Source organism: Streptomyces sp. NPDC001450 (assembly GCF_053597295.1).
Genome location: NZ_JBSFHY010000005.1, coordinates 48,198 through 75,189 on the forward strand (window position 1 = coordinate 48,198; position 26,992 = coordinate 75,189).

Consider the following 26,992-nt stretch of genomic DNA (forward strand, 5'->3'; position numbering starts at 1 on the left):
GGCTCCCCACACCGGGGAAAGATGCGGGATCATGTCTGGCATGACCGAGGTGTCCTCGCTCACAGGGCGGCTGCTCGTGGCCACGCCCGCCCTGGCGGACCCGAACTTCGACCGTGCGGTGGTGCTCCTTCTCGACCACGACGAGGAGGGCTCCCTCGGTGTCGTCCTCAACCGCCCCACCCCGGTGGACGTGGGCGACATCCTGGAGGGCTGGGCCGATCTCACGGGCGAGCCCGGCGTGGTCTTCCAGGGCGGACCCGTCTCGCTGGACTCCGCGCTCGGCGTCGCGGTCATCCCGGGCGGCTCCAACGGCGACCGCGCCCCGCTCGGCTGGCGGCGGGTGCACGGTGCGATCGGCCTGGTCGACCTGGAGGCCCCGCCGGAGCTGCTCGCCTCGGCCCTCGGCTCACTGAGAATCTTCGCCGGATACGCCGGCTGGGGCCCCGGCCAGCTGGAGGACGAGCTGGTGGAGGGCGCCTGGTACGTGGTCGAGTCCGAGCCGGGCGACGTGTCCTCGCCGGCCCCGGAACGACTCTGGCGCGAAGTACTGCGCCGCCAGCGCAACGAGCTGGCGATGGTGGCCACGTACCCGGACGACCCGTCGCTCAACTGATGCCTGTGAGCTTCAGTACTCTTGCTGGTATGAGCACTCTCGAGCCCGAGCGCGGGACTGGTACGGGGACCCTCGTAGAGCCGACGCCACAGGTGTCCCACGGCGACGGCGACCACGAGCGCTTCGCCCACTACGTCCAGAAGGACAAGATCATGGCGAGCGCCCTCGACGGGACCCCCGTCGTGGCGCTGTGCGGCAAGGTGTGGGTGCCCGGCCGTGACCCGAAGAAGTACCCCGTGTGCCCCATGTGCAAGGAGATCTACGAGTCCATGGGCAGCGGCGGCGACGACAAGGGCGGCGACAAGAAGTAAGGGCTCCCCGCCCGGCTGAGGACAGCAAGGCCCCCGGGACGCGTCGAGGCGCGTCCCGGGGGCCTTTGTGCATTCTGGTCACAGAGTGGTTGAGACCTCTTGTCGCCGCGTTCACGTTGTTCGTAGTCTCCAAGTCGTTGCGTAGAGCGAAACATTCATTGCACATGCTGCAACCTGAGGCCAGACGGTGGATGGCGGCGGACGGGACGGTGGGATGGCATGACGACGAGGCCGCGCGGTGGGTGTCGTCCATGACATTCGAGCAGCGGGTGTTCGGCAGGAACTCACTTTTGCTTCGTCAACAGCCTTGTGGCGGGCGCCAGTGTGGTGATGTCTCCGCGCTGATCGCGTTTCTCGCCGCGACCGCCGTCGTGCAATTCCGTTTCCGCTTCCGGACCACCTTGCTGATCATGTTTCTGGTGGCTCGGACGGTGCCCGTGGAAGCCCTCACCGTCCCCCTGCCGAGGAGGTTCGTGAAAGCCGTTCCGCAAGCGCTGGAGGAGGCCTGCGTACCTGGACGGGGCGAGCTGCGGGCGATTCCTCCGGCAGATCCTTTTCCGCCAAGTCCTTCATCCTCGGCGACACCTCCCAGCCGACCCTGCCGATGGCCCTGCTGGTGTTCTGCAAGCCGGACGAGCCGGACCGGGGCGGGGTCATGGCCGCGTCCACGGTGATGACGATTCCGGTGCCGGTCTTCTTCGTACTCGTACAGCGACGCCTGGTCTCGGGGCTGGGCGGAGCGGTAAAGGACTGACATGGTCGATGTGATTCCTGAGCCCGGTCTTGTGACGACTTACGGGGACGGGGTGTTCGAGCTGGGCCCGGACACCGGGCTGGCCGCGGGGGAGGGCGCGGGGCGGGCGGAGCGCTGGCTGCGGGGCGCGCTCGGCGCGGCCACCGGCCTGCCCCTGGCGCCGAAGGACGGCGAACGGGACGACGTCATCCGTCTGTCCGTCCATCCCCTGGTCACCAAGGACCTCGGCGAGGAGGGCTACCGGCTCGCCGTCATGCCCACCGGGGTGCACCTGGTGGGCGGCGGCCCGGCCGGACTGTTCTGGGGCGCCCAGACGCTACGGCAACTGCTGGGCCCGGACGCCTTCCGGCGCGCCCCGCTGCCCGGCCGGCAGTGGCGGCTGCCGCTGGTGCACATCCAGGATTCCCCCCGCTTCCGCTGGCGCGGTCTCATGCTCGACGTCGCCCGGCACTTCATGCCCAAGGAAGGCGTCCTGCGCTACCTGGACCTGATGGCCGCGCACAAACTCAACGTCTTCCACTTTCACCTGACGGACGACCAGGGCTGGCGGATCGAGATCCGGCGCCACCCCAGGCTGACCGAGGTCGCCTCCTGGCGGGCACGGACGAAATTCGGACACCGGGCCTCGCCGCTGTGGGAGGAGAAGCCGCACGGGGGTTACTACACCCAGGACGACATCCGGGAGATCGTCGCCTACGCCGCCGAGCGGCATATCACCGTCGTCCCGGAAATCGACGTGCCGGGCCACTCGCAGGCCGCCATCGCCGCGTATCCGGAACTGGGCAACACCGACGTCATCACTGCATCCATCGAGGGGGGCACCGCCCTGACCGTGTGGGACACCTGGGGGATCTCGTTCAACGTACTCGCCCCCACTGACACCACCCTGCGCTTCTACGAGGGGGTGTTCGAGGAAGTCCTGGAGCTGTTCCCGTCGGAGTTCATTCACGTCGGCGGCGACGAATGCCGCAAGGAGCAGTGGAGCGAGTCGGTGGCCGCCAAGACCCGCATCACGGAACTCGGGCTCGCCGACGAGGACGAGTTGCAGTCCTGGTTCATCGGGCACTTCGACAAGTGGCTTACCGCGCGCGGGCGTCGGCTCATCGGCTGGGACGAGATCCTGGAGGGCGGACTCGCGCCGGGAGCGGCGGTGTCCTCCTGGCGCGGCTACGGGGGCGGCGTCGCGGCCGCGCGGGCCGGGCACGACGTCGTCATGTGCCCGGAGCAGTACGTCTACCTGGACCACCGTCAGGCCCCGGGCGAGGACGAGCCCGTGCCGATCGGCTTCGTGCGCACCCTGGAGGACGTCTACCGATTCGAGCCGGTTCCGCCCCAGCTCGGCGAGGAGGAGGCCCGGCATGTGCTGGGTACCCAGGCCAACGTCTGGACCGAGGTGATGGAGGACGCCGCGCGCGTGGACTACCAGACCTTCCCGAGGCTCGCCGCCTTCGCGGAGGTCGCCTGGAGCCGGCTTCCCGCCCCGCAGGAGCGGGACTTCGCGGATTTCGAGCGGCGTATGGCCGCTCATTACCGGCGACTTGACGCCCTCGGCGTCGCCTACCGGCCGCCCACCGGGCCTCGGCCGTGGCAGCGGCGCCCTGGTGTGCTCGGCCGGCCGCTGGGGGGACCGCCTCCGAACAGATAACGGAAAAATCCCGTCAGGGTCACCGAAGAGTGGCAATCAGTATGCACCGGTGAAGCCGTGCAAAAACGGACCATCTACCCGATGAGGTGGGCGAATGCCTCCTAGCGGACCCCCGCGTTCGGGTCTTGCGAAGATGTGCCAGAGTTGCCACGTCCGCCCTGTGAGCACGTACCGTACGGCCACACAGGAGGGACCAGGTGGGGCAGCGGGAAGGGGCAGCCGGTTTGACCACGCACGCACCGCAGGCGGCGCAGGCCGTCACGCTGCCCACGACACTGGACGAGGCCGTGGCGGCCCTCACCGCCATGCCCACGGCCGTCCCCGTGGCGGGCGGCACCGACCTGATGGCCGCCGTCAACTCCGGACAGCTCAGGCCCGCCGCCCTGGTGGGCCTCGGGCGGATCAGCGAGATCCGCGGCTGGCAGTACCAGGACGGCCACGCGCTGCTCGGCGCGGGCCTGACGCACGCGCGCATGGGCCGCCCCGACTTCGCGGCCCTGATCCCGGCGCTCGCCGCCGCCGCGCGCGCCGCGGGCCCGCCGCACATCCGCAACGCGGGCACCCTGGGCGGCAACATCGCCACCGCCGCTCCGACCGGGGACGCGCTGCCGGTGCTGGCCGCCCTGGAGGCGACGCTGATCATCGCGGGCCCGGGCGGAGCCCGCCGGGAGATCCCGGTGTCGCACCTGCTGGCCGGCGTGGAGATGCTGCGCGGCGGCGAACTCATCGGCTTCGTGCGCGTGCCGCTGCTGCACGCCCCGCAGGTCTTCCTCAAGGCGACCGGACGCACCGGACCGGGCCGTGCGGTGGCCTCCGTGGCCCTGGTGCTCGACCCGGCCCGGCGAGGGGTGCGGTGTGCCGTCGGTGCCATAGCGCCGATGCCGCTCCGGCCCCTGGAGGCGGAGCAGTGGGTCGCCGGGCTGATCGACTGGGACAACGACCGCGCGCTGGTCCCGGAGGCCCTGAGCGCCTTCGGGGAGTACGTCGCCGCGGCCTGCATCCCCGACCCGGCCCCGGAGCCGGACGGTTCCGTGGTCCCGCTTCCGCCCGCCGTACTGCACCTGCGGCGCACCGTCGCCGCGCTGGCCCGACGAGCACTGGGGAGGGCGCTGTCGTGACCGACGACCAGCACGGAGAGGGCGCGCCCCAGGGCGGCGGCCGCTGGGACCCGCTGCCCCAGGGCGACTACGACGACGGCGCCACCGCCTTCGTCAAGCTCCCCGAGGGCGGCATCGACGCCCTGCTGTCCGGTGACAGTCCCCTGGCCGCACCCGGCCACGGCTACGTGCCGCCGCAGATAACGGCGACCCACGGCACGAGCGACCCGGCCGCCACCGGCAGCTGGACCGTGCCCGCCGACGGTCACCAGTGGCCCGAGCCGAACGCCGTGCCCCAGGAGCAGGCGGCGGACGACCGGTTCACGTACCACCCCGCCGCCACCCAGCAGTGGACCTTCGAGGAGCCCGCGGCACCGTCCGCGCCCGGGCACGACGTCACCGGGCAGTGGTCCATCCCGGTCGCCGGCGGGGACATCCCGGACGAGTCGGGCGAGTTCACCACGTCCTCGCTGGTCGAGCAGTGGGGCGGCACCCCTCCGGCCACCCTGCCCGGCGGCGCGCCCGCGCCCTGGGCGACGGAGGGCGCGGGCCGGCCCTGGGGGCAGCCGGAGCCCGGCGCCGAACCCCACAACGCCGAACCCCACAACGCCGAACCCCACACGGCCGACGCGTCCCCGGCGCCCGAATACGCGCCCCCGGCGCCGTACGCCGCCACAACGCCCGCACAAGCCCCTGACGGCCCCGCTGACGGCTCAGCGCAGCACGGTGAGTCCGTGGCCCCGACGGCCGCACCGGAGGCCGTGGAAACGCCGGACACGGCCGTGCCCCCGGCCCCCGCGGAACCAGCGCCCCCGGCCGACACGGCGGACACCGCGCCGGACGCCGCCGAGGCGGACCCGGCCGGCCCGCCGGAGGACACCGAGATCCCGGACCCCGTCGAGCACGCGGCACACGCCCCGGCCCCCGAGGACCCGGCCACCTCCGGGCAGGACGCCCCCGAGGACCCCGCCCAGGCCGCCCAGGGGCCGCAGGACGACCACCCCCTCGCCTCGTACGTCCTGCGCGTCAACGGCGCCGACCGGCCCGTCACCGACGCCTGGATCGGCGAGTCCCTGCTGTACGTCCTGCGGGAGCGGCTCGGCCTCGCCGGGGCCAAGGACGGCTGCTCGCAGGGCGAGTGCGGCGCCTGCAACGTGCAGGTGGACGGGCGCCTGGTGGCCTCCTGCCTGGTCCCTGCGGTCACCGCGGCCGGCGCCGAGGTCCGTACCGTCGAGGGCCTGGCCGTCGAAGGGCAGCCCTCCGACGTGCAGCGGGCGCTCGCCCGGTGCGGTGCCGTGCAGTGCGGTTTCTGCGTGCCGGGCATGGCGATGACCGTGCACGACCTGCTGGAGGGCAACCCGGCGCCGACCGAGCTGGAGACCCGGCAGGCCCTGTGCGGCAACCTGTGCCGCTGCTCCGGCTACCGGGGCGTCCTGGACGCCGTCAAGGAGGTCGTCGCCGAACGCGAGGCGCACACCGCCGCCGACGCTGAGACGGACGGGGCCGAGGCACGTATTCCGCACCAGGCGGGCCCGGGCTCCGGCGGCGTCAACCCGTCGGCGTTCGAGGCACCCGGTGTCTTCGACAGCCCCGGCACGTTCCGTGCACCGGCACCGCACGAGCAGCACTACGGCCAGGACGGAGGCCAGGCGTGAGCAACGAAGCCGTCACCGCGACCACCGCGGCCGAAGCGGCCCCGGCCGCCGAGCCGCTGCCGCACGGCCTCGGCGCCTCGCTGCCGCACGCCGACGCCCGCGCCAAGACCGAGGGCACCTTCCCGTACGCGGCCGACCTGTGGGCCGAGGGCCTGCTGTGGGCTGCCGTCCTGCGCTCCCCGCACGCGCACGCGCGCATCGTGTCCATCGACACCACCCACGCGCGCGAGATGCCCGGCGTACGGGCCGTCGTCACCCACGAGGACGTGCCCGGCACCCCCCGGTACGGCCGGGGCACCCCCGACCGCCCGGTGTTCGCCTCCGAGGTCGTACGCCACCACGGCGAGCCCATCGCGGCCGTCGCCGCCGACCACCCGGACACCGCGCGGATGGCCGCCGCCGCCGTCATCGTCGAGTACGAGGTGCTCGACCCGGTCACCGACCCGGAGCAGGCCTTCGAGGCCGAGCCCCTGCATCCCGACGGCAACCTGATCCGGCACATCCCGCTGCGCCACGGCGACCCGGACGCGGTCGGCGAGGTCGTCGTCGAGGGCCTGTACCGCATCGGCCGCCAGGACCCGGCCCCCATCGGCGCCGAGGCCGGTCTCGCCGTGCCGCGTCCTGACGGCGGCGTGGAGCTGTACCTGGCCTCCACCGACCCGCACGCCGACCGCAACACGGCCGCCGCCTGCTTTGGCCTGTCCCCCGATCGGGTGAAGATCGTCGTCACCGGGGTGCCCGGCGCCACCGCCGACCGCGAGGACCAGGGCTTCCAGCTCCCGCTCGGCCTGCTCGCCCTCAAGACCGGCTGCCCGGTGAAGCTCACGGCCACCCGCGAGGAGTCCTTCCTCGGCCACGCCCACCGCCACCCGACCCTGCTGCGCTACCGCCACCACGCCGACGCCGACGGCAGGCTGGTCAAGGTCGAGGCGCAGATCCTCCTCGACGCTGGCGCCTACGCCGACACCTCCGCCGAGTCCCTCGCCGCCGCCGTCTCCTTCGCCTGCGGCCCGTACGTCGTCCCGAACGCCTTCATCGAGGGCTGGGCCGTACGCACCAACAACCCGCCCTCCGGCCATGTGCGCGGCGAGGGCGCCATGCAGGTGTGCGCCGCCTACGAGGCGCAGATGGACAAGCTCGCGAAGAAGCTGGGCGAGGACCCGGCCGAGCTGCGCCTGCGCAACGTGCTCGCGACCGGGGACGTCCTGCCGATCGGCCAGACGGTCACCTGCCCGGCGCCGGTGGCCGAACTCCTCCAGGCGGTCCGCGACTTCCCGCTCCCGGCCCTGCCCAAGGACACGCCCGAGGAGGACTGGCTGCTGCCCGGCGGCCCCGAGGGCGCGGGCGAGCCGAGCGCGGTGCGCCGGGGCGTCGGCTACGGCCTGGGCATGGTGCACATGCTCGGGGCGGAGGGCGCCGACGAGGTCTCCACGGCGACCGTGAAGGTCCACGACGGTGTCGCGACCGTGCTGTGCGCGGCCGTGGAGACGGGACAGGGCTTCACCACCCTCGCCCGCCAGATCGTCCAGGACACGCTCGGCATCGACGAGGTGCACGTGGCACCGGTCGACACCGACCAGCCCCCGGCGGGCGCGGGCTGCCGCGGCCGCCACACCTGGGTCTCCGGCGGCGCGGTGGAACGCGCGGCCAAGATGGTCCGCACGCAACTGCTGCAGCCCCTAGCGCACAAGTTCGGCATGTCGACGGAGCTGCTCCAGATCACCGACGGCAAGATCACCTCGTACGACGGCGTGCTGTCGACGACCGTCACCGAGGCGATGGACGGCAAGGAGCTGTGGGCCACCGCCCAGTGCCGCCCGCACCCCACCGAGCCGCTGGACGCCGAGGGGCAGGGCGACGCCTTCGTCGGCCTCGCCTTCTGCGCGATCCGCGCGGTGGTGGACGTGGACATCGAACTCGGCTCGGTCCGGGTGGTCGAGCTGGCGGTCGCCCAGGACGTGGGCCGGGTGCTGAACCCGGCGCAGCTGGCCTCGCGCATCGAGGCGGGCGTCACCCAGGGGGTGGGCATCGCCCTCACCGAGAACCTGCGGACGGCCCGCGGCCTGATCCGCCACCCCGACCTGACCGGATACGCCCTGCCGACCGCGCTGGACGCGCCGGACATCCGGATCGTGAAGCTGGTCGAGGAGCGGGACGTGGTCGCCCCCTTCGGCGCCAAGTCGGTCAGCGCGGTTCCGGTGGTGACGTCACCGGCGGCGATCGCCTCGGCCGTCCGCGCGGCGACGGGCCGCCCGGTCAACCGCCTCCCGATCCGCCCGCAGGCCGCGGTGGTGACCCCCCAGTGACCACGCCCCCCGAGGAACCGCGCTACGAACCCCCGCCCAGCGTGGGCAAGTTGTTCCTGTGGATCCTGATCTTCGCCGTGGCGGCCCTGGCGGTCGTGCTGGGCGGCATCTACTTCACCTGAGGGACGGCGTCGTCGTCACCACCCGGGTGATGGCGTCCGGCAAGTCGACGGTCGCACCACTCCTCGCCGTGTACGTCGTCGTCCTGGCTCCCCGCCTCGACGGCCGTGGACGCGATCCTGGCCGGAGCGGAACGGGCGAGGGGCGCCTGACGTCCTTTCCGACGGGCGTTGTCAGTGGTGCGGCGTAGTGTTCTGCGCAGTGGGGGACGGCCGCTTCCCGAGGGAAGCCGGAAGGCGGCCGGGCTTGCCCAGCCCAGGGACCGACGCACCGAGGAAGATCGCGGGGGAGCGATGAGCACGACCGATGCCGGGGTGCCGGCGATCACGCTGACCGAGGCGGAGCTGGACCGGTACGTCACGCACGCGCCGACGCGCGGCCTGCTCACGGGCCCCGGACTGCCCACGGACACCGACCTGTTGACGTTCTCCCCGCTCCGCACGCACGGCCTGCGCACCCTCGGCGACGCCACGGACGGCCCCTTCCACCTGGCGGAGGAGCTGCGCGGCCGCCTGGTGATAGGCGAACTCCTCAACCCCGCCGGCATGGAGCGCGAGTCGATCCTGCTCGACGGTGACACGGGCGAGATCACGACGGCCTACCTCTTCGCCCCGTCCGACCCCCGCCCCTTCGCGCCTTCCCTGGCCACTCTCCTGCGCTTCGCCGCCGTCACGGAGGAACTCGCGGGCCTGCGAGGCCGGTTCTCCTCCCTGTCGGGTCAGTACGGCCCCACGACGGTGACCGAGGCCTCCCGCCACCTCCTCGCGCTCTTCGACGAGGGCACGGACGGCGAGGTCCCGCCGTACTGGAAGGCGGCGGCCCTGATCCGCCCGCTCGCCCTCATCGCCGGCCCCGGCACGCGGTCCGGCCTCACCCTGGACGTACCCGCCCGCGTTCTGGACCAGGAGTTCGGCCCCGGCCGGGTGGCCCGCTTCGAGGAGGTGGACTTCCCCGCCACGCTCACGCACGAGCCGACCCGCCGTTTCCTGCGCGAGACGGGCCTGCCGGAGGCGGCGGTCCTCTTCCACGCCGACACGGACGTCCCGCTGCCCACCCTCACCGAGTACTTCACCGGAGAGCGCGCCGGCGAATACCCCCTGGAGGACCTCCCCGCCCACTCCGACCACCTGATCCGCCTCGGCTGCCTGGTCGAGGACAACAGCCTGGTGATCGACGGCAGAACGGGCGCGATCCTCACCTTCAGCGAGCCGGAGGCCACGCTCTACCCCCTGAACACCGACGTCTCCACCCTGGCCTTCACCCTCTGGCTCCTGCACCACGAGCGCACCATCGACGAACACCTGGGCAACGAACTGACGACGGACGCCTACGACCAACTGGCCGCGGCGATGATCCAGACCCTGGCCTCGATAGACCCCACGGCCCGGTCCCCGCACACCGATTGGCACTACTGGACGGAACTGTTCCAGGACGAGGCGGGCGGGGTGCTGTGAGGCACGCGCTCTGGTGAGGGGCGACAACCGGAGCGGCCAGGGGCGGTCGCGGGCGATCAGCAGTCGTTCTCGGGCTCTGCGGCACTCTCCCGCCTGCTGGCCCAACTGCGCTCGCCCATGTCATCCCGCGCGATGAACTCCCACGTGGGCGCGAGCCGAGCCCCTTTCCTCGGGCAGGGCTCGAAGGCCAGCACCAACCGCACCGAGCGAATCGTCACATGGCGGGTCCGTGTCCCAGGCTCCTCCGAGGCGGACCCCGGCCCGGTGATCTGGCCCCCGGACGAGGTCAGCACCTCGTCCGCGCTGCGCAGCGGGACGGCCGGAAGCCGCCGGGGCACGCCCACATGCCCCGCGACATCGGTCACCCGGCCGTCGCTGTCGACCGTCACCGTGGTGGTCCACTCCCGCGAGGGCAGCCCGTCGATCACGGGATCAGCGAGCACCCGCCGCCGGCTCCCCGGGTACGGAGCCGTCCGCAGGACGCTGCTGCCGAGGCGCGGTCGACTGGTGGTGCCGGTGACAGGCCGTCCGAGGTGTCCCCAGCGGTTACGGACGTTCCGCCGCGTGTCCTCTACCGTCTGCGGGCTCCCCTGCCCAATGGGCCCGATTCGGCCCGGCATCCTCGCCGCAGGGCTGGCGCCTGCTACAGAAGCTGCGCTGCAGCACCGGCCGCATCACCGACATCGTGAAGGCGGTCCTCGTACTTCAGCTCGCAACGGCCTGAGGGTGAGAACGGCTCAGCGCGCCCGATTTCACCATCAAGGTCACGTCGAACCGAGGCTCCGGTAGCCTCTGGCGCATGCCCTCTGAGCTGGACCAATCTGCGATCGATGAGATCGCAGCCCAGATAGACGGTGAGCTGGTTGCGCTGCGCCGCGCACTCCACCAATATCCCGAACTGGCCGGCGGCGAGCGACGGACCTCGGCTCTCGTTGCCGAGCGGCTCCGCACCGCAGGTCTGGCCGTCACGACCGGCGTGGGCGGCCACGGCGTGGTGGCCGTGCTCGATGGTGCAGGCCCGGGGCCAACGGTCGCCTACCGGGCCGACATGGACGCCGTCGACGATGACGAACGGTGCGCAGGTGACTTCGCGTCACAGGTCACCGGCGCGGCCCATCTGTGCGGCCACGATTTGCACACGGCGATCGGGGTGGGGATCGCCGAGGTTCTCGCACGACTGCGGGAGCGGCTGATCGGCCGGCTGGTATTCCTGTTCCAGCCCGCCGAGGAGACCCTGACCGGGGCCCGCGCCATGCTTAAGGACGGCGTGCTTGAGCGGACCGCGCCGCAAGAGATCTACGCGCTGCACTGCGGTCCGCTGCCGGTTGGCACGTTCGCGGTCATGCCGAGCACGGGGCTGCCGGGGCAGGATCAACTCCGGATCGAGCTGTCGGGAGCCTCGGCCAACGACGATGGGCGGCGGCTGGCCGACCTGATCAATGAGTTCTCCACGATCCGCTATCCACAGTCACTCGGAGAGTTCCAGCAACTACTCGACGACCTGCAGACGCCGGCCGGTCCGTTGGCGCGCTTCGTCTTCGTGCAATCCCAACTGACCACGACCGATGAGGGCGCGGAGGTGCGGGCCTGGCTGCGCGCCTGGCCCGACAGCCGGTACGCCGAGATCAGGAACGAGTTGCAGAGCGCGGTGGATTCGCTGCCGGACGCCCGGATCACCTTTGAAGGGGAGCCCTTCCCCGCCATGGTCTGCTCTCCCGAGCTCAGCGCGGCGGCGGCCGCACATCTGCGTGGTGTGCTCGGCGCCCATGCGGTCACGGTGCAGCATGCGGCCTTTCCCTTCAACGGCGAGGACTTCGCGCTGTTCCTGCAGCGCGTGCCGGGAGCGATGTTCATCCTCGGCGTCGCCAACCCGGATGCCGGCCACAATGGGATACCGCATAGCCCGGATTTCGCCGCGGACGAACATGCCATCGGGGTCGGCGTGCGGTCGATGGCCGGGTTCCTGTCAAGCCGAATCAGCGCCCTTTCGTGAACCGCGGCCTCTGCCCTCTCGTCGGTTCCGCAGGCACACTTGAGCCGCCATTGCATGTTCCACGAACCGTTGGCGCTCTCCGCCGGTACCAAGCAGAGGGGCGGCGGTGACCTCGGTGGCGGCGGTGCGGAAGGCGTTCATCACCACCGGCCAGGACAGTCGCAGGTCGCGGGCCGCCTGGAGCACCGTGGAGCCGGCGTCGCACACGCGTCACCCGGCCGCTTGCCGCAGCCGGGTGGTGAGGCGGGCGCGCGCCGGTATCTGCGGAAGCTGCTCGGTGAACGACTTCCTTGGCCACAGTGGCTCGCGGCACCACCAGCGGCGCTCGTGCCAGCGGAACTGCAGATCCCTCTCGCCGTAGGGAAGGTCGCGGGGCCGGGTGACGGCGGTGCCCTTCACCCGGGTCGCGAATACCCCGCACGACGGGCAGGCCCTGGCTCGGCCGGGTCCGTCGTTGCGGTGGATCGGCTCGGCCGTCGGGTAGCTGGTGCTTCGCAGGGCAGCGTGCTGAGGCGTGATGACGTGGGACCGGATCAGGTGGTCTGGTCATGCGGCCGCGTCGACGAGGGCTTGGAGCAGTCGCTGGGGGTCTTCGGCGATGCGGTTGCAGACGTAGAGCCACCATTCCGTGCCGAAGACGATGTACTCCCGGGTGGGGTGGCCGCGCTCGGCCATGGCGGTCAGGCGGTCGGGCCCGAGGCCGAGGAGGGTCTCGAACTCCCAAGGGGCGGAATCGTGGCCCTTCCCGCCGAGGTGCTGGTCAATACGGTTGATCAGATCCCAGTCGTGGGTGGCGAAGGAGCACAGATGGCCCGAGTCGGCCAGCTGTTTCGCGTACGCAAGATAGGCGGCGGTCAGGGCCGGGGCCTCGCGCCGGTGGGCGATGGCCTCAGGTTCGAGGAAGGCGCCCTTGACCAGGCGGATGCGGCCGGGACGGGAAAGCAGCTCCGGCAGGTCGTCTGCGGTGCGATACAGGCGTGCCTGGACGGTGATGCCCACATGGTCGAACTGCTTGCACAGCTTGCGGTGCAGGGCAAGCACCTCGTCGGTACGGTCGGAGCCTTCAGCCGAGATCACCATCTCCCGCCCGGTGTCGGCGGTGGCTCGGGCGATGCGGGAGGCGTTGGCAAGGGCAAGCTCGGCGTCGACGGCGAGGCCGATGTGAGACAGGTCGAGGGAGATCGAGCACCCGGGTGGCAGCAGCCGGGCCGCGGAGAGGAAGGTGTCGGTTTCTTCCGTGGCTCGCTGCGGGTCGCGGCAGCTCTCGCCCATGTACTCGACGTTCACGCGGTGGCCGACGGCCAGGACCTGCTGCGCCCGGTCCAGGGCGTCGGGAAGGGTTTCACCGGCCACGTACCGCCGCGCAGCCTTGCGGGCCAGAGGGCCCAGGACCGGGTCACCTGGGATGCGCCACTTCAGCTCCTCGTCGAGCGCGAGCCCACGCAGGACTTGGGCAGCCTGTGACGAGAGGGCGGCGTTTGCGGCAGGGGTCTGCGTGGTCATGCGCTGTGCCTAGCTGTTCGCGGGATGGATGAACGCCTGCGAGCTTTCCAGGCAGCTGCTGCCACCCGCGAGTGGCAGAAACGACAGGTAGGCTGAAGTTCCTGCCACCGTCGTAAGAGGAGATCGGGAACCGATGCTTCACGACGTCGCCGTCCTGGCTCTCCAGGGTGCCCACGTCTTCGAGCTGGGCGTGTTCTGCGAGGTCTTCGGGATTGACCGCAGCGACGACGCGCTGCCCGTGTACGACTTCGCTCTTGTCTCGGCCACCGGCGACAGTGTGCCGACCCGCCACGGCTTCGAGGTGCGGACCCGTCACGGCCTGGAGCGGCTGGCCTCGGCGGACCTCATCTGCGTTCCGGCCTACGACCCGTGCGTGCGCCAGCCGGACCGCCTGACCGAGGAACTGCGGGCCGCTGTGAAGCGTGGCGCTCGTGTCCTGAGCATCTGCACGGGGGCCTTCCTCCTGGGCGAGGCCGGGCTGCTCGACGAGCGACGTTGCACCACCCACTGGCGCTACACCGACGAACTCGCCCGCCGCCACCCGCGCGCCCACGTCGAGTCGGACGTGCTCTACGTCGACGAGGACCCGGTCATCACCGGCGCTGGCACCGCTGCCGGCGTCGACACCTGCCTCCACCTCATCCGCAAGGAGCACGGCAGCGCCGTCGCCAACGCGATCGCCCGCCGCATGGTCACACCCCCGCACCGCGACGGCGGCCAGCACCAGTACCGCCAACGCCCGCTCCCCCGGGAGGGGACCGGGTCTCTCGCCCCTGTCCTGGCCTGGGTGGAAGCCAACCTCGACCAGGACCTGACCGTCGACGCAATGGCTCATCGTGCCCACCTCTCCCCACGGACCTTCGCCCGACGCTTCAGGCAGGAGACCGGGACCACACCGCTGCAATGGCTGACCGGACAGCGGGTCCTGCTCGCGCAGCACCACCTGGAGACCACGGACGCCCCAGTAACCGCGATCGCCCACCGCACGGGCTTCGGTACCGTCGACAACCTCCGCCACCACTTCGCCCGACACCTCGGCACGACGCCCCAGGCATACCGGCGCGCGTTCAGAGCCCTGCCCACCAGCCGACGATCCGCACCCCCCACAGCCCCACAAGCGCCGCGCAGTGCTGTCGGTCCTCGTGAACATCGAACAGCGCATCAGAGTGGCACCCCCCGAGCTGCTGACTGATCACTGTCCGGCTTTGTGAACAGAACCAGGTCGGCAAGCGGAGCCCGGACCACACAGATAGAGGCTTGCTGTCGACTGAGACGGAAACTGAGACGGACGAGCAGAGGGGCGGCGCCCTCCGGGGCGCCGCCCCTCCCGTTTTGCCTGGTCAGGCGCCAGAGGCCGTGGCGGGAATCGAACCCGCGTAACCCGCTTTGCAGGCGGGCCCCTGAACCACTCGGGCACACGGCCGTGTCGGTCGCCTCGTCGGCGGGTCCGAACTCGGTGCATCGACCGTAGGGCGGGGCCGAGGGGCCGTTCAAGGCAGACGCCGGCGCTGCAACAGGACTGCCACACCGCGTTCATGAAACGGCGGGCGTACGTCCAAGGTCGCAGGTGGGGTGGGACCACCGACAGGGGTCACATGCTGTTGTGGGCCTTACTCTGGCGAGCATGAGTGCCCTCGAGTCCCCTGACACCGCTGTTGTGGATGATGCCGCCGACACAGACGGCGGTGTGCTGAGCCGGGCCTACCGGGCGCTCAGTGTCGGGATCGTGTCCGTCGTGCTGCTCATCGCCTTCGAGGCGACCGCCGTAGGGACGGCGATGCCCGTCGCGGCGCGGGAGCTGGACGGCGTGGCGCTGTACGCGTTCGCCTTCTCGGGGTACTTCACGACCAGCCTGTTCGGGATGGTGCTCGCCGGGCAGTGGTCCGATCGGAAGGGACCGCTCGGGGCGCTGACCACGGGGATCGCGGCCTTCGCCGCGGGGCTCGTCGTCGCCGGGACCGCGCAGAGCATGTGGGTGTTCATCCTGGGCCGGGCCTTACAGGGCTTCGGCGGCGGGCTGGTCATCGTCGCGCTGTACGTCGTCGTCGGCCGCGCCTACCCCGAGCGGCTGCGGCCCGCGATCATGGCGGCCTTCGCCGCCGGGTGGGTCGTACCGTCCATCGTCGGCCCCCTCGCCTCGGGCGCCGTGACGGAGCACCTCGGCTGGCGGTGGGTCTTCCTGGGCATTTCGGTGCTGGTCGTCTTTCCGCTCGCGCTCGCGCTGCCGCAGATACGGCGGCGGGCGTCGGGGCCGGTGTCCGGCAGCGAGGACCCCGGCTCCTTCGACCGGCGCCGTATCCGGCTCGCCCTCGCCATCTCCCTCGGCGCGGGACTCCTCCAGTACGCCGCCCAGGACCTGCGCTGGCTCTCCCTGCTCCCCGGCCTCGCCGGAGCCGCCCTGCTCGTGCCCGCCGTCCTCGGCCTGCTGCCGTCCGGCACCTACCGCGCTGCCCGCGGGCTGCCCAGCGTCGTACTGCTGCGCGGGGTCGCCGCCGGGTCCTTCATCGCCGCGGAGTCCTTCGTGCCGCTGATGCTGGTCACCCAGCGGGGACTGTCGCCGACGCTGGCCGGGTTCTCGCTGGCCGCGGGCGGGGTGACCTGGGCGCTGGGCTCATGGGTGCAGTCCCGGCCGCGCATGGAGCCGTACCGGGAGCGGCTGATGACGGCCGGCATGGTGCTGGTCGCCGCCGCGATCGTCACCGCGCCGAGTGTGCTCGTGCAGGCCGTGCCCGTCTGGGCCGTCGCCGTCGCATGGGCCTTCGGCTGCTTCGGCATGGGGCTGGTGATCGCCTCCGCCAGTGTGCTCCTGCTCAAGCTGTCCGCCCCCGAGGAGGCCGGCACCAACTCCGCCGCCCTGCAGATCTCCGACGCCCTCTCCAACGTGGTCCTCCTGGCGGCGACCGGCGCAGCCTTCGCCGCCCTGGGCGGCGGCACCACGGCCACGACGGCCGACACCACCCGCCCCGCCGCCTTCGCCGCCGTGTTCCTGCCGATGGCGGGGGTGGCACTGGTGGGGGCGTGGGTGACGACGCGGCTGCGGGAACGGTGAGCCTGCGGCAAATCGATTGCCGGGCCTTGGCGGCCGGGCCCTGGCCTTCCCGCGTGTACGAACTGACCTTCTCCCTCGTCCCCGTCACCCGGCAGGAGCCGGACGACCTCCCGGACGTGTCCGGGGACCTCCCGGACGTGTCCGGGCGCCGTACCCAGGAGGTGGTGCTTTAGGGCGTACGCCGGTATCCGGACGAGGACGTACGAGCAGGCCGCCGCCCTGCTGCACGCCCTCGCCGCCAACCACGCCTTGGCCGACGGCAACAAGCGCACCGCCTGGCCGGCCACGGCCACCTTCCTCGCCCGCAACGGGGTCGATCTCACCGACGTCGACCAGGACGTCGCATACGACCTGGTCATCGACGTGGCCTCGGCAACCTCAGTGACATCCCGCGGATCACGGGGCGGCTGCGGCAGTTGTGACGTGGGTCCCACCCACGGGCGACCCGGCCTCGTCCGGGCGTTGACGGGGTTGGGGCGCCGGTAGGGTGGCCCGGTTGTCATACGTAGCCGAGCCGCCCTACCCCCCCAACCACGGAGACCGTGACTACCACCGCCGCTTCCTCGACACACTCCCACCACCTCTCGCCCGCCTTCCCGGGCCGCGCGCCCTGGGGTACCGCCAGCAAGCTGCGCGCCTGGCAGCAGGGGGCGATGGAGAAGTACATCCAGGAGCAGCCGCGTGACTTCCTCGCCGTCGCGACGCCCGGCGCCGGCAAGACGACCTTCGCGCTGACCCTCGCCTCGTGGCTGCTGCACCACCACGTCGTGCAGCAGGTGACCGTGGTCGCGCCGACCGAGCACCTGAAGAAGCAGTGGGCCGAGGCCGCGGCGCGGATAGGGATCAAGCTCGACCCCGAGTACAGCGCGGGTCCGCTCGGCAAGGACTACGACGGGGTCGCCGTCACGTACGCCGGTGTGGGCGTGCGTCCGATGCTGCACCGCAACCGCGTCGAGCAGCGCAAGACGCTCGTGATCCTCGACGAGATCCACCACGCCGGTGACTCCAAGTCCTGGGGCGAGGCGTGTCTGGAGGCGTTCGAGCCCGCGACCCGCCGGCTCGCGCTGACCGGTACGCCGTTCCGGTCCGACACCAACCCCATCCCCTTCGTGACGTACGAGGAGGGGACGGACGGGATCCGGCGGTCCGCCGCCGACTACACCTACGGGTACGGAAACGCTCTCGCCGACCATGTCGTCCGGCCGGTGATCTTCCTCAGCTACAGCGGCAACATGCGCTGGCGCACGAAGGCGGGCGACGAGATCGCCGCCCGGCTCGGTGAGCCGATGACCAAGGACGCGATCAGCCAGGCCTGGCGCACCGCGCTCGATCCGCGCGGCGACTGGATGCCGAGCGTGCTGCGCGCCGCCGACCAGCGGCTGACCGAGGTCAGGAAGGCCATCCCGGACGCGGGTGCGCTGGTCATCGCCTCCGACCAGGACTCGGCGCGTGCGTACGCCAAGCTGATCCGGGAGATCACCGGGACCAAGGCGACTCTGGTGCTGTCCGACGACGCCGGCGCCTCGAAGAGGATCGACGAGTTCAGCGGCAACAACGACCGCTGGATGGTCGCGGTGCGGATGGTGTCCGAGGGCGTCGACGTGCCTCGGCTCGCGGTCGGGGTGTACGCCACCACCATCTCGACTCCGCTGTTCTTCGCGCAGGCCGTCGGGCGTTTCGTGCGGTCCCGGCGGCGCGGCGAGACGGCGTCCGTGTTCCTGCCGACCGTGCCCGACCTGCTGACCTTCGCCAACGAGATGGAGAAGGAACGGGACCACGCCCTCGACAAGCCGAAGAAGGAGGGCGAGGAGGACCCGTACGCCGAGTCCGAGAAGGAGATGGACGAGGCGAACAAGCAGCAGGACGAGGACACCGGCGAGCAGGACATGCTGCCCTTCGAGGCGCTGGAGTCCGACGCAGTCTTCGACCGGGTGCTGTACGACGGCGCCGAGTTCGGGATGCAGGCCCACCCCGGGAGCGAGGAGGAGCAGGACTACCTCGGCATCCCCGGGCTGCTGGAGCCCGAGCAGGTGCAGTTGCTGCTGCAGAAGCGGCAGGCCCGGCAGATCGCGCACAGCCGCAAGAAGCCGGACTCCGAGGCCGACCTGCTCGAACTGCCCGCCGAGCGGCGGCCGGTGGTCAGCCACAAGGAGATGATGGAGCTGCGCAAGCAGCTCAACACGATGGTCAGCGCGTACGTCCACCAGAGCGGCAAGCCGCACGGGGTCATCCACACCGAGCTGCGACGGGTGTGCGGGGGGCCGCCGAGCGCCGAGGCGACCGCGGGACAGCTGCGGCAGCGCATCGCCAAGGTCCAGGAGTGGGCCACCCGCATGCGGTGACCATCACGTCCGCGTGTGTATCACGTCCGCGTGTGTATGCGGACGAATGCTGGCAGTCCGTCCCCGCCCTTGCCCGGATTCTGGACGGAGGCTTCCGCTCAGCGAACCGGCTTCGCTACTGTCCCGCTACGCACACGCCCCGTGGCAGCGCCGCCGCGGAGCGCAGCCGTGAAGCGACATGGTCCGGAGCCGCCGGGCCGTCCTGCCGATCGGCGGCCTCTGAAGCGCGTCGCCGGCGGGACTCGGTGACGCATCTGCCGCCCAGAGGTTGCCGACCTCACCGCCGAAGGAGTGGGCGTCGTGACCGCGGAGACCTCCCAGACGCTCGACCGGGGACTGCGTGTCCTCAAGTTGCTGGCCGACACGGACCATGGCCTGACCGTCACCGAGCTTTCCAACAAACTGGGCGTGAACCGGACCGTGGTGTACCGGTTGCTCGCCACGCTGGAGCAGCACGCGCTCGTACGCCGTGATCTGGGCGGCCGAGCCAGGGTCGGGCTCGGGGTGCTGCGGCTCGGCCGACAGGTGCATCCGCTGGTACGGGAGGCCGCGCTGCCCGCGCTGCGCTCGCTCGCCGAGGACATCGGGGCGACGGCGCACCTGACGCTGGTGGACGGGACGGAGGCACTGGCCGTCGCCGTGGTCGAGCCGTCGTGGACGGACTATCACGTGGCCTACCGCGCCGGTTTCCGGCATCCGCTGGACCGGGGTGCCGCGGGCAGGGCGATTCTCGCCGCGCGGCAGTCGCCGTCCGCCGATCCCGGGTACACGCTGACGCACGGGGAGCTGGAGGCGGGGGCCAGCGGGGCCGCCGCGCCGCTCATCGGCGTGACGGGTGTCGAGGGCAGCGTGGGCGTGGTGATGCTCGCGGACTCCGTCCCGGAGAGGGTGGGGCCGCGGGTGGTCGACGCGGCGAGGGAAGTCGCCGAAGCGTTGCGCTGAGCGAGACACGCCTGCCGGCGGCTACGGCGGCTACGTGGCTTTGCGGCTACGTGGCTTTGGTCGTCGCTCCAATCCGTCCGCTCGACCTTTGGCCGTTCCCCACACCCCCTGCCGAACCCCCCTCCGCATCATCAAGGCCAGACAAGCCCCATGCGGAGGGAGCGGGACTGTGGAGAGAGTCGGGACTCGGCCACGAGCCGAGGGACGGACAGGGAAGAGCAGGCTCACGCGGCGGCAAGCGTCGGCACGCTCGTAGGTGAGGCCGCTGCCAGTCCGCTCAGGCGGACCATGGGAGTCGCCCAGCTCACGCTGCTCAGCGTGGGGGCGACTCTCGGTACCGGGATCTTCGTCGTACTCGGGGAAGCCGTCCCGGAGGCACGGCCACCTCCCGGTGCCGACCACGCCCGGGATCGGCGTCGAGCCGCTTCCGGACGCGCTGCGCCGGTTCACCCGGGAGCGCCGGGACCTGTACGCCGCATAGGAGACCGGGGGAGGCGGGTGGCCGTCACGTAGATTGATTCCGTGCTCTCACGTCTCACGCGTTCCCAGGCCGTCGCCGTCTGCGCCCTGCCTGTCGTGGCCCTGCTCGCCACGGCGGTCTTCGCGCCGCTGCCGTTCTCGGTGGCGCAGCCCGGGATGACGGCGAACGTGCTCGGGAAGAACCAGGGCACCCCGGTGATCACCGTCTCCGGTGCGCCCACCCTGACGACCGGCGGGCAGCTGCGGATGACGACCATCGAGGCGACCGGCCCGGACGCCCGGGTGTCCCTCAAGGACGTGATCGGCAACTGGTTCCGCACGGACCGGGCCGTGATGCCCCGCGACTCGGTCTACCCGAGCGGCAACAGCGTCAAGGAGATCGAGAAGCACAACGCGGAGCAGATGCAGCAGTCCCAGGACGCGGCGACCCAGGCGGCGCTGAAGTACCTGGACCTGAGCGCCGACAAGGTCAAGGTCGACCTGAAGCTCGCCGACGTGGGCGGGCCCAGCGCGGGGCTGCTGTTCACCCTGGGGATCATCGACAAGCTGGACGGCGACGGCAGCGGCGGCGACCTCACGGGTGGCCGCACCATCGCCGGTACGGGGACGATCGACGCCGCCGGGAAGGTCGGCGCGGTCGGCGGGGTGGCCCTGAAGACGCAGGCCGCCCGGCGGGACGGGGCCACCGTGTTCCTGGTGCCGAAGGCCGAGTGCGGCGACGCCAAGGCCGAGCTGCCCAAGGGGCTGCGGCTGGTCCCGGTGACCACGCTCAAGGGCGCGGTGGACTCTCTGGTGGCGCTGGAGAAGGGGAAGGGCTCGGTTCCGAGCTGTTAGGCGATGTCCCGGGCTGCTGGGTGACGTGCCGAGAGCTTCTGGGTGAGTCCCGGGCTGCTAGGCGACGGCGGGAGCCGGCTTGGGGGCGGCGGCGAGCCGCAGGCCGACCTCGACGAGGGTCAAGCCGAGGCGGGTGCGCAGTTCGACCGGGGGCTTCGCCTCGGTGGCGAGCCGGTGCGCGGCGGCCTCGGCGTTCAGGTCGGCGACGTGGTGCTGGGCGAGCTGGGTGGTGAGCTGCATGGCGGGGCCTCTCAGTTCGTCTCAGTCGGTTTCGATGGGGAACAGGTGCGTGTGGATGCGTACTTGCTCGGATCCGGGGGTGTCCGTGCCGGTGACACGGCCCCGGTACTCGTCGACCAGGGCGTGCATCTTCTCGACGAGTTCGGCGGCCAGCTCGGGTGTGAGCCGTAGCGTCGCGTCGCTCATGTCGGAGCCGCGGGACCAGTCCGCGGACCACTGGTCCCGGGTGCTGAGCCAGGCGGACAGCTCGCGGGCGTGGGTTCCGGCCATCTCGTGCAGGAAGGCCTCTGCCAACCCGCGCACTTCCGGTCCCGCGCCCTCGAAGTCGGCGCTGTCGAAGACCAGTCCCTGGTCCACGGCCTGCCACCAGCGTTCCCGGCCCTTGCCGTGCTCGGGGGCGTCCTCGACGAAGCCGTGGGCGGCGAGCTGGCGCAGGTGGTAGCTGGTCGCGCCGCTGGACTCACCGAGCCGCTCAGCCAGTTGGGAGGCGGTGGCGGGTCCGCGCTGGCGCAGCGTGTCCAGCAGCTGCATCCGCAGCGGGTGGGCGAGCCCCCGCAGCGAGCGGGGGTCCAGCCGGCGCTGTTTCCGTTCCTCGTGCTCCGTCATGCGTACAAAGATAGCTATGCAAAGAGTCCTTTGCAAGGACTTCTTTGCATCGAATCCAGTCCGTACGGCCGCAGCAGTGCCTCCGCCAGCGAGGCCAGCCAGTCGACCAGCAGGGCGAGGGCGAGGGTGAGGATCGAGCCGAGCACCAGCACCGGCATCCGGTGGTCGGCGATGCCCGTGGTGATCAGCACGCCCAGGCCGCCGCCTCCGCCGAAGGCCGCCAGGGTGGCCGTACCGACATTGAGGACCAGGGCCGTACGGACGCCCGCGAGGATCAGCGGGGCGGCGAGGGGGAGTTCGATGCGGGTGAGGACGCCGAGCGGGGACATGCCGATGCCGCGGGCCGCCTCCAGCAGGGCGGGGTCGTTGGCCTTCAGGCCCGCGACGGTGTGGGCGAGGACGGGCAGGACGGCGTAGACGGCGATGCCGGCCAGGACGGCCCTCGTGCCCGAGCCGAGCGCGATCACCAGCAGCGCGAGCAGGCCGATCGCCGGGGTCGCCCGGCCCAGGCCGGCGACCGTCATCGCCAGCGGGGTGACCCTCCGGAACGCCCGGCGGGTCAGCAGGACGCCCAGCGGGATCGCGACGACCAGTACGAGCAAGGTCGAGAGCGCCGTCAGCCGCACGTGCTGCCACAGCGCCCCGGAGACCTGCCCGCCGGACAGCGCGCTCGCGGAGACGGGGTCGAGGTCGGCCTGACGGAACCACAGCCAGGTGCCGAGAAGCAGGGCGACCAGGAACGCGGGCAGCAGGGTCAGCCGCCGCCAGGTCAGGCGACGCGTGGACGGGGCCGGCCGGGGCGGCGGGGGCTCCTGCCCTGCGGCGCCCGCGTTGCGGAGGGCGGACCTGGCCTGGTGCTTGCCCACGGCGCGAGGTGTGGCCCCGGCCTCGTGCTCGCCCTGGTCACGAAGGGTGGATCCGGTCTCGTGCCTGCTCTCATCGCGGGGGGCGGACCCGGCCTCGTGCCCGCTCCCGGGGTGGACGATGAGCCCGGCCTCGTGCCCGCTCACGGGGTGGCGGGCTGGCCCGGCCTCGTGCTTGCCCTCGTCGCGGAACGCGAGCCCGGCCTCGTGCCCCCTTACGGGGTGGCGGGTGAACCCGGCCTGGTGCTTGCCCTCGTCGTGGCGGGCTGGCTCGGCCTGGTGCTTGCCCTCGTCGCGGAACGCGAGCCCGGCCTCGTGCCCGCTCACGGGGTGGCGGGTGAACCCGGCCTGGTGCTTGCCCTCGTCGTGGCGGGCTGGCCTGGCCTCGCGCTCGCCCTCATCACGGCGGGCTGGCTTGGCCTCGTGCTCGCCCTCATCACGGCGGGCGAACCCGGCCTCGTGCTCGCCCTCATCACCGTGGGCGAACCCGGCCTCGTGCTCGCCCTCATCACCGTGGGCGAACCCGGCCTCGTGCTCGCCCCCAGGGCGCCGGGCGGTGCTCACGCCGTCCTCCCCCCTCCGCCGCGCCGGGCGCGGGCCGCCGCCAGTTCGTGCTGGCGCTCCATGGCGTCGAGGCGGTCGGCCTCCAGCAGCCTGTGCACGGAGTTCATGAGCGTCTTCATGTCGACGACACCGAGGTACTCCCCGTGCCGCCCGGTGACCGCGACCCGCCCCGCGTTGTCCGTGAGCACCGCCTCCAGCGCGTCCCGCAGGGTCGCGTCCCGGGTCACCGTGGTGTGCACCGGCGTGCCCGCGCGGGCCAGCGAGCCGCGGGCCCGCATCAGGTCGCCGCGCCGGAGCCACTTGCAGGGGTGGCGGCGCCGGTCGAGCATCAGGATCTCGCCCGTGCCGCTGCCGCGCAGCACGGTGAAGATCTGCTGGAGCGGGGTGTCCACGGTCACCGCCGGCCAGCCCCGCATCTCCACGTCCCGCACCCGGGTGAGGTTCAGCCGCTTCAGGGCCGCGCCCGCGCCGACGAAACCGGAGACGAAGTCGTCGGCCGGGCTGGTGAGGATCGCCTCCGGGGTGTCGAACTGGGCGATGCGCGAGCGCTCGCGCAGCACGGCGATCCGGTCGCCCAGCCTGATCGCCTCGTCGAAGTCGCGGGTGACGAAGACGATCGTCCTGCGCAGCTGGTGCTGGATCCGGATCAGCTCGTCCTGCAACTGGTCGCGAGTGGTCGGGTCGACCGCGCCGAACGGCTCGTCCATGAGCAGCACCGGGGGATCGGCGGCCAGGGCCCGTGCCATGCCCACGCGCTGCCGCCGGCCCTCGCAGAGCCCGCCCGGATGGCGGCCGTGGAACTCGCCCGGGTCCAGGCCCACCAGGTCGAGCATCTCCGCCACCCGCTCCCGGATCCGGCGCTTCGGCCAGCCGATCATCTTCGGTACGAGCGCGATGTTCTGGGCGACGGTCAGGTGCGGGAACAGCCCCGAGGACCCGACGGCGTACCCGACCTCGCGGCGCAGCCGCACCGGGTCGAGACGGGTGACGTCCACGCCGTCGATACGGACGCGGCCGCCGGACGGCTCGACCAGCCGGTTGATCATCTTGAGCGTCGTGGACTTCCCGCAGGCCGCCGGCCCGACGAGGACCACCGTCTCACCGGCCCTGATCTCCATGCTCACGCCGTCCACAGCCGGCTGCGGACGGCCCTCGTACCGCTTGGTCAGGTTCTCCAGCTCGATCGTCGCCCCGGCGACGGACTCATCGAACACGGCTCCCCCTGGGCATGGTCAGCCGTCCGACCAGGACGTACGCGGCGTCGAAGAGGAGCGCGAGGAGGGCGATCCCGAGCGTGGCCGCGAGCACCTGGTTCAGGGCGTTCCCGCCGCCCCCCGAGGCGAGCCCGCGGAAGATCTCGTTGCCGAGGCCGGGACCGGAGACACAGGCGGCGATGGCCGCGACGCCCGTCAGCATCCGCGTGGAGACCCGCATGCCGGTCAGGATCGGCGGCCAGGCAAGCGGCAGCTCGACCCTCAGCTGCCGCATCGGCCGGGACATGCCGATGCCGCGGGCCGCGTCCACCAGGGCCGGGTCGACCGCGCGCAGGCCCAGGACGCAGTGCCGCACGATCGGCAGCAGCCCGTACAGGGCCGGCGCGATCACCGTCGGCGGCACGCCCAGGCCCACGAGCGGGACGAGCAGACCGATCAGTGCCAGGGACGGGACGGCGAGGAGGGCGGCGGCCGTGCGCGTGGCCGGCCGGCCCGCCCACGCGCTGCGGTACGTGACGATCCCGACGAGGACCCCGGCGACGGCCGCCACGACCAGACACAGGAAGACCGCGCCCGCGTGCTCGTAGGCGTCCGTGAGCAGCTGCCGGTGACGGCTGCTCAGGTACTCCCAGAAGCTCACGCGTGCTCCAGGTCGGCTAGTTCCCTTCCCGACTGTCCTCGGCGGCCTGCTCCACCAGCGGGATGATCCGCAGCGGAACGGGGTTCTCCATGACGATCGCCGTGGAGGCCCGGACGATGCCATCAAAACCGACGACCCGGTCGATCACCCGCTGAAGATCGGCGTTCGAGCGGGCCACCAGGCGGCACAGCATGTCCCCGGTGCCGGTGGTGGTGAGCAGCTCCAGCACCTCCGGCACGGTCGCCAAGTGCGCCCGGACATCGGGCCCTTGGCCCTGCCGGATCTGCAGCGTGGCGAACGCGGTGACCGGGTAGCCGAGGGCCGCCGGATCCACCTGGGGCCCGAATCCGCGGATCACTCCATTCGACTGAAGCCGGTCCAGCCGAGCCTGCACCGTCCCCCGGGCGACCCCCAGCCGCCGGGACATCTCCAGCACGCCGATGCGCGGCTCCCGGGCCAGCAGCACGATGATCCGGCCGTCCAGATGATCGATCGCCACAGCGCCTCCCGGGGTGGTCATCCTGTACAGAAGGACCGTAGAAACGGTCGTACCACTGAGCAGATTGCCCAGTGAACAAAGAAACTATTGCGCACCTTGCAGGGCGGGGCCACTCTTCCCGCATGACGCAGACCACACACCACACTCCCGACACCGCCCGGCAGGCAGACCCCTTCCCGGTCAAGGGAATGGACGCGGTCGTCTTCGCCGTGGGCAACGCCAAGCAGGCAGCGCACTACTACTCCACCGCCTTCGGCATGAAGCTGGTCGCCTACTCCGGACCGGAGAACGGCAGCCGCGAGACCGCGAGCTACGTGCTCGAGAACGGCTCCGCCCGCTTCGTGTTCACCTCGGTGATCAAGGCGAGCACCGCCTGGGGCGAGTTCCTCGCCCGGCACGTGGCCGAGCACGGCGACGGCGTCATCGACCTGGCCATCGAGGTCCCTGACGCCCGCCGTGCCTACGACTACGCCATCGAGCACGGCGCCCGCTCGGTCGCCGAGCCGTACGAGCTGAAGGACGAGCACGGCACCGTCGTCCTCGCCGCGATCGCCACCTACGGCGAGACCCGCCACACCCTCGTCGACCGCTCCGGCTACGACGGCCCGTACCTGCCCGGGTTCGCGGCCGCCGCGCCGATCGTCGAGCCGCCCGCCCAGCGCACCTTCCAGGCCGTCGACCACTGCGTCGGCAACGTCGAACTCGGCCGCATGAACGAGTGGGTCGGCTTCTACAACAAGGTCATGGGCTTCACGAACATGAAGGAGTTCGTGGGCGACGACATCGCCACCGAGTACAGCGCGCTGATGTCGAAGGTCGTCGCGGACGGCACCCTCAAGGTGAAGTTCCCGATCAACGAGCCCGCGATCGCCAAGAAGAAGTCCCAGATCGACGAGTACCTGGAGTTCTACGGCGGCGCCGGCGTCCAGCACATCGCGCTGAACACCAACGACATCGTCGCGACCGTCCGCACCATGCGCGCGGCCGGAGTCCAGTTCCTCGACACCCCGGACTCGTACTACGACACCCTCGGCGAGTGGGTGGGCGACACCCGCGTGCCGATCGAGACCCTGCGCGAACTGAAGATCCTCGCCGACCGCGACGAGGACGGCTACCTGCTGCAGATCTTCACCAAGCCGGTCCAGGACAAGCCGACCGTCTTCTTCGAGCTCATCGAACGGCACGGCTCGATGGGCTTCGGCAAGGGCAACTTCAAGGCCCTGTTCGAGGCGATCGAACGCGAGCAGGCGAAGCGCGGCAACCTGTAA

25 protein-coding genes, 1 tRNA gene and 2 pseudogenes are annotated in these 26,992 nt (G+C 71.6%); 18 read left to right on the forward strand and 10 right to left on the reverse strand.

Annotated features, from left to right (window positions below):
* Positions 1-40: 40 nt before the first annotated feature.
* From ACWC5O_RS06530 to ACWC5O_RS06570, 9 genes and pseudogenes are all read left to right on the forward strand, one after another.
* A complete protein-coding gene (locus ACWC5O_RS06530; protein ID WP_450580367.1) occupies positions 41-613 on the forward strand; it encodes a YqgE/AlgH family protein in 573 nt (190 codons plus the stop codon).
* A 29-nt stretch (positions 614-642) separates the two neighbouring features.
* Complete coding sequence (locus ACWC5O_RS06535) at positions 643-924, forward strand: DUF3039 domain-containing protein (protein WP_031159440.1); 282 nt, start codon at positions 643-645, stop codon at positions 922-924.
* A 294-nt stretch (positions 925-1,218) separates the two neighbouring features.
* Positions 1,219-1,678: pseudogene (locus ACWC5O_RS06540) on the forward strand (carbohydrate ABC transporter permease); the annotation flags it as partial.
* A gap of 1 nt (position 1,679) precedes the next feature.
* Positions 1,680-3,323: a beta-N-acetylhexosaminidase gene (locus ACWC5O_RS06545; protein WP_450580368.1), complete on the forward strand. Its 1,644-nt coding sequence runs from the start codon at positions 1,680-1,682 to the stop codon at positions 3,321-3,323.
* Between the two features lie 224 nt (positions 3,324-3,547).
* Positions 3,548-4,441, forward strand: coding sequence for an FAD binding domain-containing protein (locus ACWC5O_RS06550; RefSeq protein WP_450580369.1), 894 nt, complete (start codon positions 3,548-3,550; stop codon positions 4,439-4,441).
* Positions 4,438-6,075 (forward strand): 2Fe-2S iron-sulfur cluster-binding protein, encoded by a 1,638-nt coding sequence (locus ACWC5O_RS06555; RefSeq protein ID WP_450580370.1) that lies wholly within the window; start codon positions 4,438-4,440, stop codon positions 6,073-6,075. The genes ACWC5O_RS06550 and ACWC5O_RS06555 overlap by 4 nt, the downstream gene beginning before the upstream one ends.
* On the forward strand, positions 6,072-8,381 hold the full coding sequence (locus ACWC5O_RS06560) for a xanthine dehydrogenase family protein molybdopterin-binding subunit (RefSeq protein ID WP_450580371.1): 2,310 nt from the start codon (positions 6,072-6,074) through the stop codon (positions 8,379-8,381). The genes ACWC5O_RS06555 and ACWC5O_RS06560 overlap by 4 nt, the downstream gene beginning before the upstream one ends.
* Positions 8,378-8,503 (forward strand): hypothetical protein, encoded by a 126-nt coding sequence (locus ACWC5O_RS06565; protein WP_393463861.1) that lies wholly within the window; start codon positions 8,378-8,380, stop codon positions 8,501-8,503. Before ACWC5O_RS06560 ends, ACWC5O_RS06565 begins: the two co-directional genes overlap by 4 nt.
* 291 nt (positions 8,504-8,794) lie before the next feature.
* Entirely contained in the window at positions 8,795-9,955 is a 1,161-nt protein-coding gene (locus ACWC5O_RS06570) for an SUKH-4 family immunity protein (RefSeq protein WP_450580372.1), read from the forward strand.
* A 56-nt stretch (positions 9,956-10,011) separates the two neighbouring features.
* On the opposite strand, the gene ACWC5O_RS06575 is transcribed toward ACWC5O_RS06570, so the two are convergent.
* Complete coding sequence (locus ACWC5O_RS06575) at positions 10,012-10,398, reverse strand: hypothetical protein (RefSeq protein ID WP_450580373.1); 387 nt, start codon at positions 10,396-10,398, stop codon at positions 10,012-10,014.
* Positions 10,399-10,583: 185 nt separating this feature from the next.
* On the opposite strand from ACWC5O_RS06575, the pseudogene ACWC5O_RS06580 reads away from it, so the two are divergent.
* Together ACWC5O_RS06580 and ACWC5O_RS06585 are read left to right on the forward strand one after the other, a co-directional pair.
* Positions 10,584-10,679, forward strand: a pseudogene (locus ACWC5O_RS06580) (IS5/IS1182 family transposase); the annotation flags it as partial.
* Between the two features lie 75 nt (positions 10,680-10,754).
* Positions 10,755-11,948, forward strand: a complete 1,194-nt coding sequence (locus tag ACWC5O_RS06585; protein WP_450580374.1) for a M20 metallopeptidase family protein — start codon at positions 10,755-10,757, stop codon at positions 11,946-11,948.
* A 210-nt stretch (positions 11,949-12,158) separates the two neighbouring features.
* Here ACWC5O_RS06585 and ACWC5O_RS06590 read toward each other — a convergent pair whose 3' ends face one another.
* On the reverse strand, positions 12,159-12,485 hold the full coding sequence (locus tag ACWC5O_RS06590; protein WP_450580731.1) for a transposase family protein: 327 nt from the start codon (positions 12,483-12,485) through the stop codon (positions 12,159-12,161).
* A 9-nt stretch (positions 12,486-12,494) separates the two neighbouring features.
* Positions 12,495-13,451 (reverse strand): proline dehydrogenase family protein, encoded by a 957-nt coding sequence (locus ACWC5O_RS06595; protein WP_450580375.1) that lies wholly within the window; start codon positions 13,449-13,451, stop codon positions 12,495-12,497.
* A 133-nt stretch (positions 13,452-13,584) separates the two neighbouring features.
* Between ACWC5O_RS06595 and ACWC5O_RS06600 the strand changes: the two genes are divergently transcribed.
* A complete protein-coding gene (locus ACWC5O_RS06600; protein WP_450580376.1) occupies positions 13,585-14,643 on the forward strand; it encodes a GlxA family transcriptional regulator in 1,059 nt (352 codons plus the stop codon).
* Positions 14,644-14,802: 159 nt separating this feature from the next.
* Here ACWC5O_RS06600 and ACWC5O_RS06605 read toward each other — a convergent pair.
* A tRNA-Cys gene (locus tag ACWC5O_RS06605) sits at positions 14,803-14,874 on the reverse strand.
* 201 nt (positions 14,875-15,075) lie between these two features.
* Between ACWC5O_RS06605 and ACWC5O_RS06610 the strand changes: the two genes are divergently transcribed.
* From ACWC5O_RS06610 to ACWC5O_RS06630, 5 genes are all read left to right on the forward strand, one after another.
* Complete coding sequence (locus ACWC5O_RS06610; RefSeq protein WP_450580377.1) at positions 15,076-16,500, forward strand: MFS transporter; 1,425 nt, start codon at positions 15,076-15,078, stop codon at positions 16,498-16,500.
* Positions 16,501-16,722: 222 nt separating this feature from the next.
* Positions 16,723-16,986: a hypothetical protein gene (locus ACWC5O_RS06615; protein WP_450580732.1), complete on the forward strand. Its 264-nt coding sequence runs from the start codon at positions 16,723-16,725 to the stop codon at positions 16,984-16,986.
* A gap of 56 nt (positions 16,987-17,042) precedes the next feature.
* Entirely contained in the window at positions 17,043-18,842 is a 1,800-nt protein-coding gene (locus ACWC5O_RS06620) for a DEAD/DEAH box helicase (RefSeq protein ID WP_450580378.1), read from the forward strand.
* A gap of 300 nt (positions 18,843-19,142) precedes the next feature.
* Positions 19,143-19,784 carry an IclR family transcriptional regulator gene (locus tag ACWC5O_RS06625; RefSeq protein ID WP_450580379.1) on the forward strand — a complete coding sequence of 214 codons (642 nt, stop codon included), beginning with the start codon at positions 19,143-19,145 and terminating at the stop codon, positions 19,782-19,784.
* Between the two features lie 522 nt (positions 19,785-20,306).
* On the forward strand, positions 20,307-21,098 hold the full coding sequence (locus tag ACWC5O_RS06630; protein WP_450580380.1) for a S16 family serine protease: 792 nt from the start codon (positions 20,307-20,309) through the stop codon (positions 21,096-21,098).
* Between the two features lie 57 nt (positions 21,099-21,155).
* Here ACWC5O_RS06630 and ACWC5O_RS06635 read toward each other — a convergent pair whose 3' ends face one another.
* The 6 genes from ACWC5O_RS06635 to ACWC5O_RS06660 form a co-directional block, all read right to left on the reverse strand.
* Positions 21,156-21,338: a hypothetical protein gene (locus ACWC5O_RS06635; protein WP_450580381.1), complete on the reverse strand. Its 183-nt coding sequence runs from the start codon at positions 21,336-21,338 to the stop codon at positions 21,156-21,158.
* A gap of 21 nt (positions 21,339-21,359) precedes the next feature.
* On the reverse strand, positions 21,360-21,944 hold the full coding sequence (locus tag ACWC5O_RS06640; protein WP_450580382.1) for an ArsR/SmtB family transcription factor: 585 nt from the start codon (positions 21,942-21,944) through the stop codon (positions 21,360-21,362).
* A gap of 14 nt (positions 21,945-21,958) precedes the next feature.
* Positions 21,959-22,810, reverse strand: a complete 852-nt coding sequence (locus ACWC5O_RS06645; RefSeq protein WP_450580733.1) for an ABC transporter permease — start codon at positions 22,808-22,810, stop codon at positions 21,959-21,961.
* Between the two features lie 557 nt (positions 22,811-23,367).
* Positions 23,368-24,585 (reverse strand): ABC transporter ATP-binding protein, encoded by a 1,218-nt coding sequence (locus ACWC5O_RS06650; RefSeq protein ID WP_450580383.1) that lies wholly within the window; start codon positions 24,583-24,585, stop codon positions 23,368-23,370.
* Positions 24,575-25,225, reverse strand: coding sequence for an ABC transporter permease (locus tag ACWC5O_RS06655; RefSeq protein WP_450580384.1), 651 nt, complete (start codon positions 25,223-25,225; stop codon positions 24,575-24,577). The genes ACWC5O_RS06650 and ACWC5O_RS06655 overlap by 11 nt, the downstream gene beginning before the upstream one ends.
* Positions 25,226-25,241: 16 nt before the next feature.
* Positions 25,242-25,724, reverse strand: coding sequence for an Lrp/AsnC family transcriptional regulator (locus ACWC5O_RS06660; protein WP_450580385.1), 483 nt, complete (start codon positions 25,722-25,724; stop codon positions 25,242-25,244).
* A 122-nt stretch (positions 25,725-25,846) separates the two neighbouring features.
* Here ACWC5O_RS06660 and hppD point away from each other — a divergent pair, with 122 nt between their 5' ends.
* Entirely contained in the window at positions 25,847-26,992 is a 1,146-nt protein-coding gene (gene hppD, locus ACWC5O_RS06665) for a 4-hydroxyphenylpyruvate dioxygenase (RefSeq protein ID WP_450580386.1), read from the forward strand.

What these genes read in the sequence shown, in the direction of transcription:
- ACWC5O_RS06595 (WP_450580375.1), bottom strand. Translation starts at nt 13,451, where the DNA reads ATGACCACGCAGACCCCTGCCGCAAACGCCGCCCTCTCGTCACAGGCT.
- hppD (WP_450580386.1), top strand. Translation starts at nt 25,847, where the DNA reads ATGACGCAGACCACACACCACACTCCCGACACCGCCCGGCAGGCAGAC.
- ACWC5O_RS06600 (WP_450580376.1), top strand. Translation starts at nt 13,585, where the DNA reads ATGCTTCACGACGTCGCCGTCCTGGCTCTCCAGGGTGCCCACGTCTTC.
- ACWC5O_RS06570 (WP_450580372.1), top strand. Translation starts at nt 8,795, where the DNA reads ATGAGCACGACCGATGCCGGGGTGCCGGCGATCACGCTGACCGAGGCG.
- ACWC5O_RS06535 (WP_031159440.1), top strand. Translation starts at nt 643, where the DNA reads ATGAGCACTCTCGAGCCCGAGCGCGGGACTGGTACGGGGACCCTCGTA.
- ACWC5O_RS06635 (WP_450580381.1), bottom strand. Translation starts at nt 21,338, where the DNA reads ATGCAGCTCACCACCCAGCTCGCCCAGCACCACGTCGCCGACCTGAAC.
- ACWC5O_RS06545 (WP_450580368.1), top strand. Translation starts at nt 1,680, where the DNA reads ATGGTCGATGTGATTCCTGAGCCCGGTCTTGTGACGACTTACGGGGAC.
- ACWC5O_RS06640 (WP_450580382.1), bottom strand. Translation starts at nt 21,944, where the DNA reads ATGACGGAGCACGAGGAACGGAAACAGCGCCGGCTGGACCCCCGCTCG.
- ACWC5O_RS06530 (WP_450580367.1), top strand. Translation starts at nt 41, where the DNA reads ATGACCGAGGTGTCCTCGCTCACAGGGCGGCTGCTCGTGGCCACGCCC.
- ACWC5O_RS06585 (WP_450580374.1), top strand. Translation starts at nt 10,755, where the DNA reads ATGCCCTCTGAGCTGGACCAATCTGCGATCGATGAGATCGCAGCCCAG.
- ACWC5O_RS06610 (WP_450580377.1), top strand. Translation starts at nt 15,076, where the DNA reads ATGAGTGCCCTCGAGTCCCCTGACACCGCTGTTGTGGATGATGCCGCC.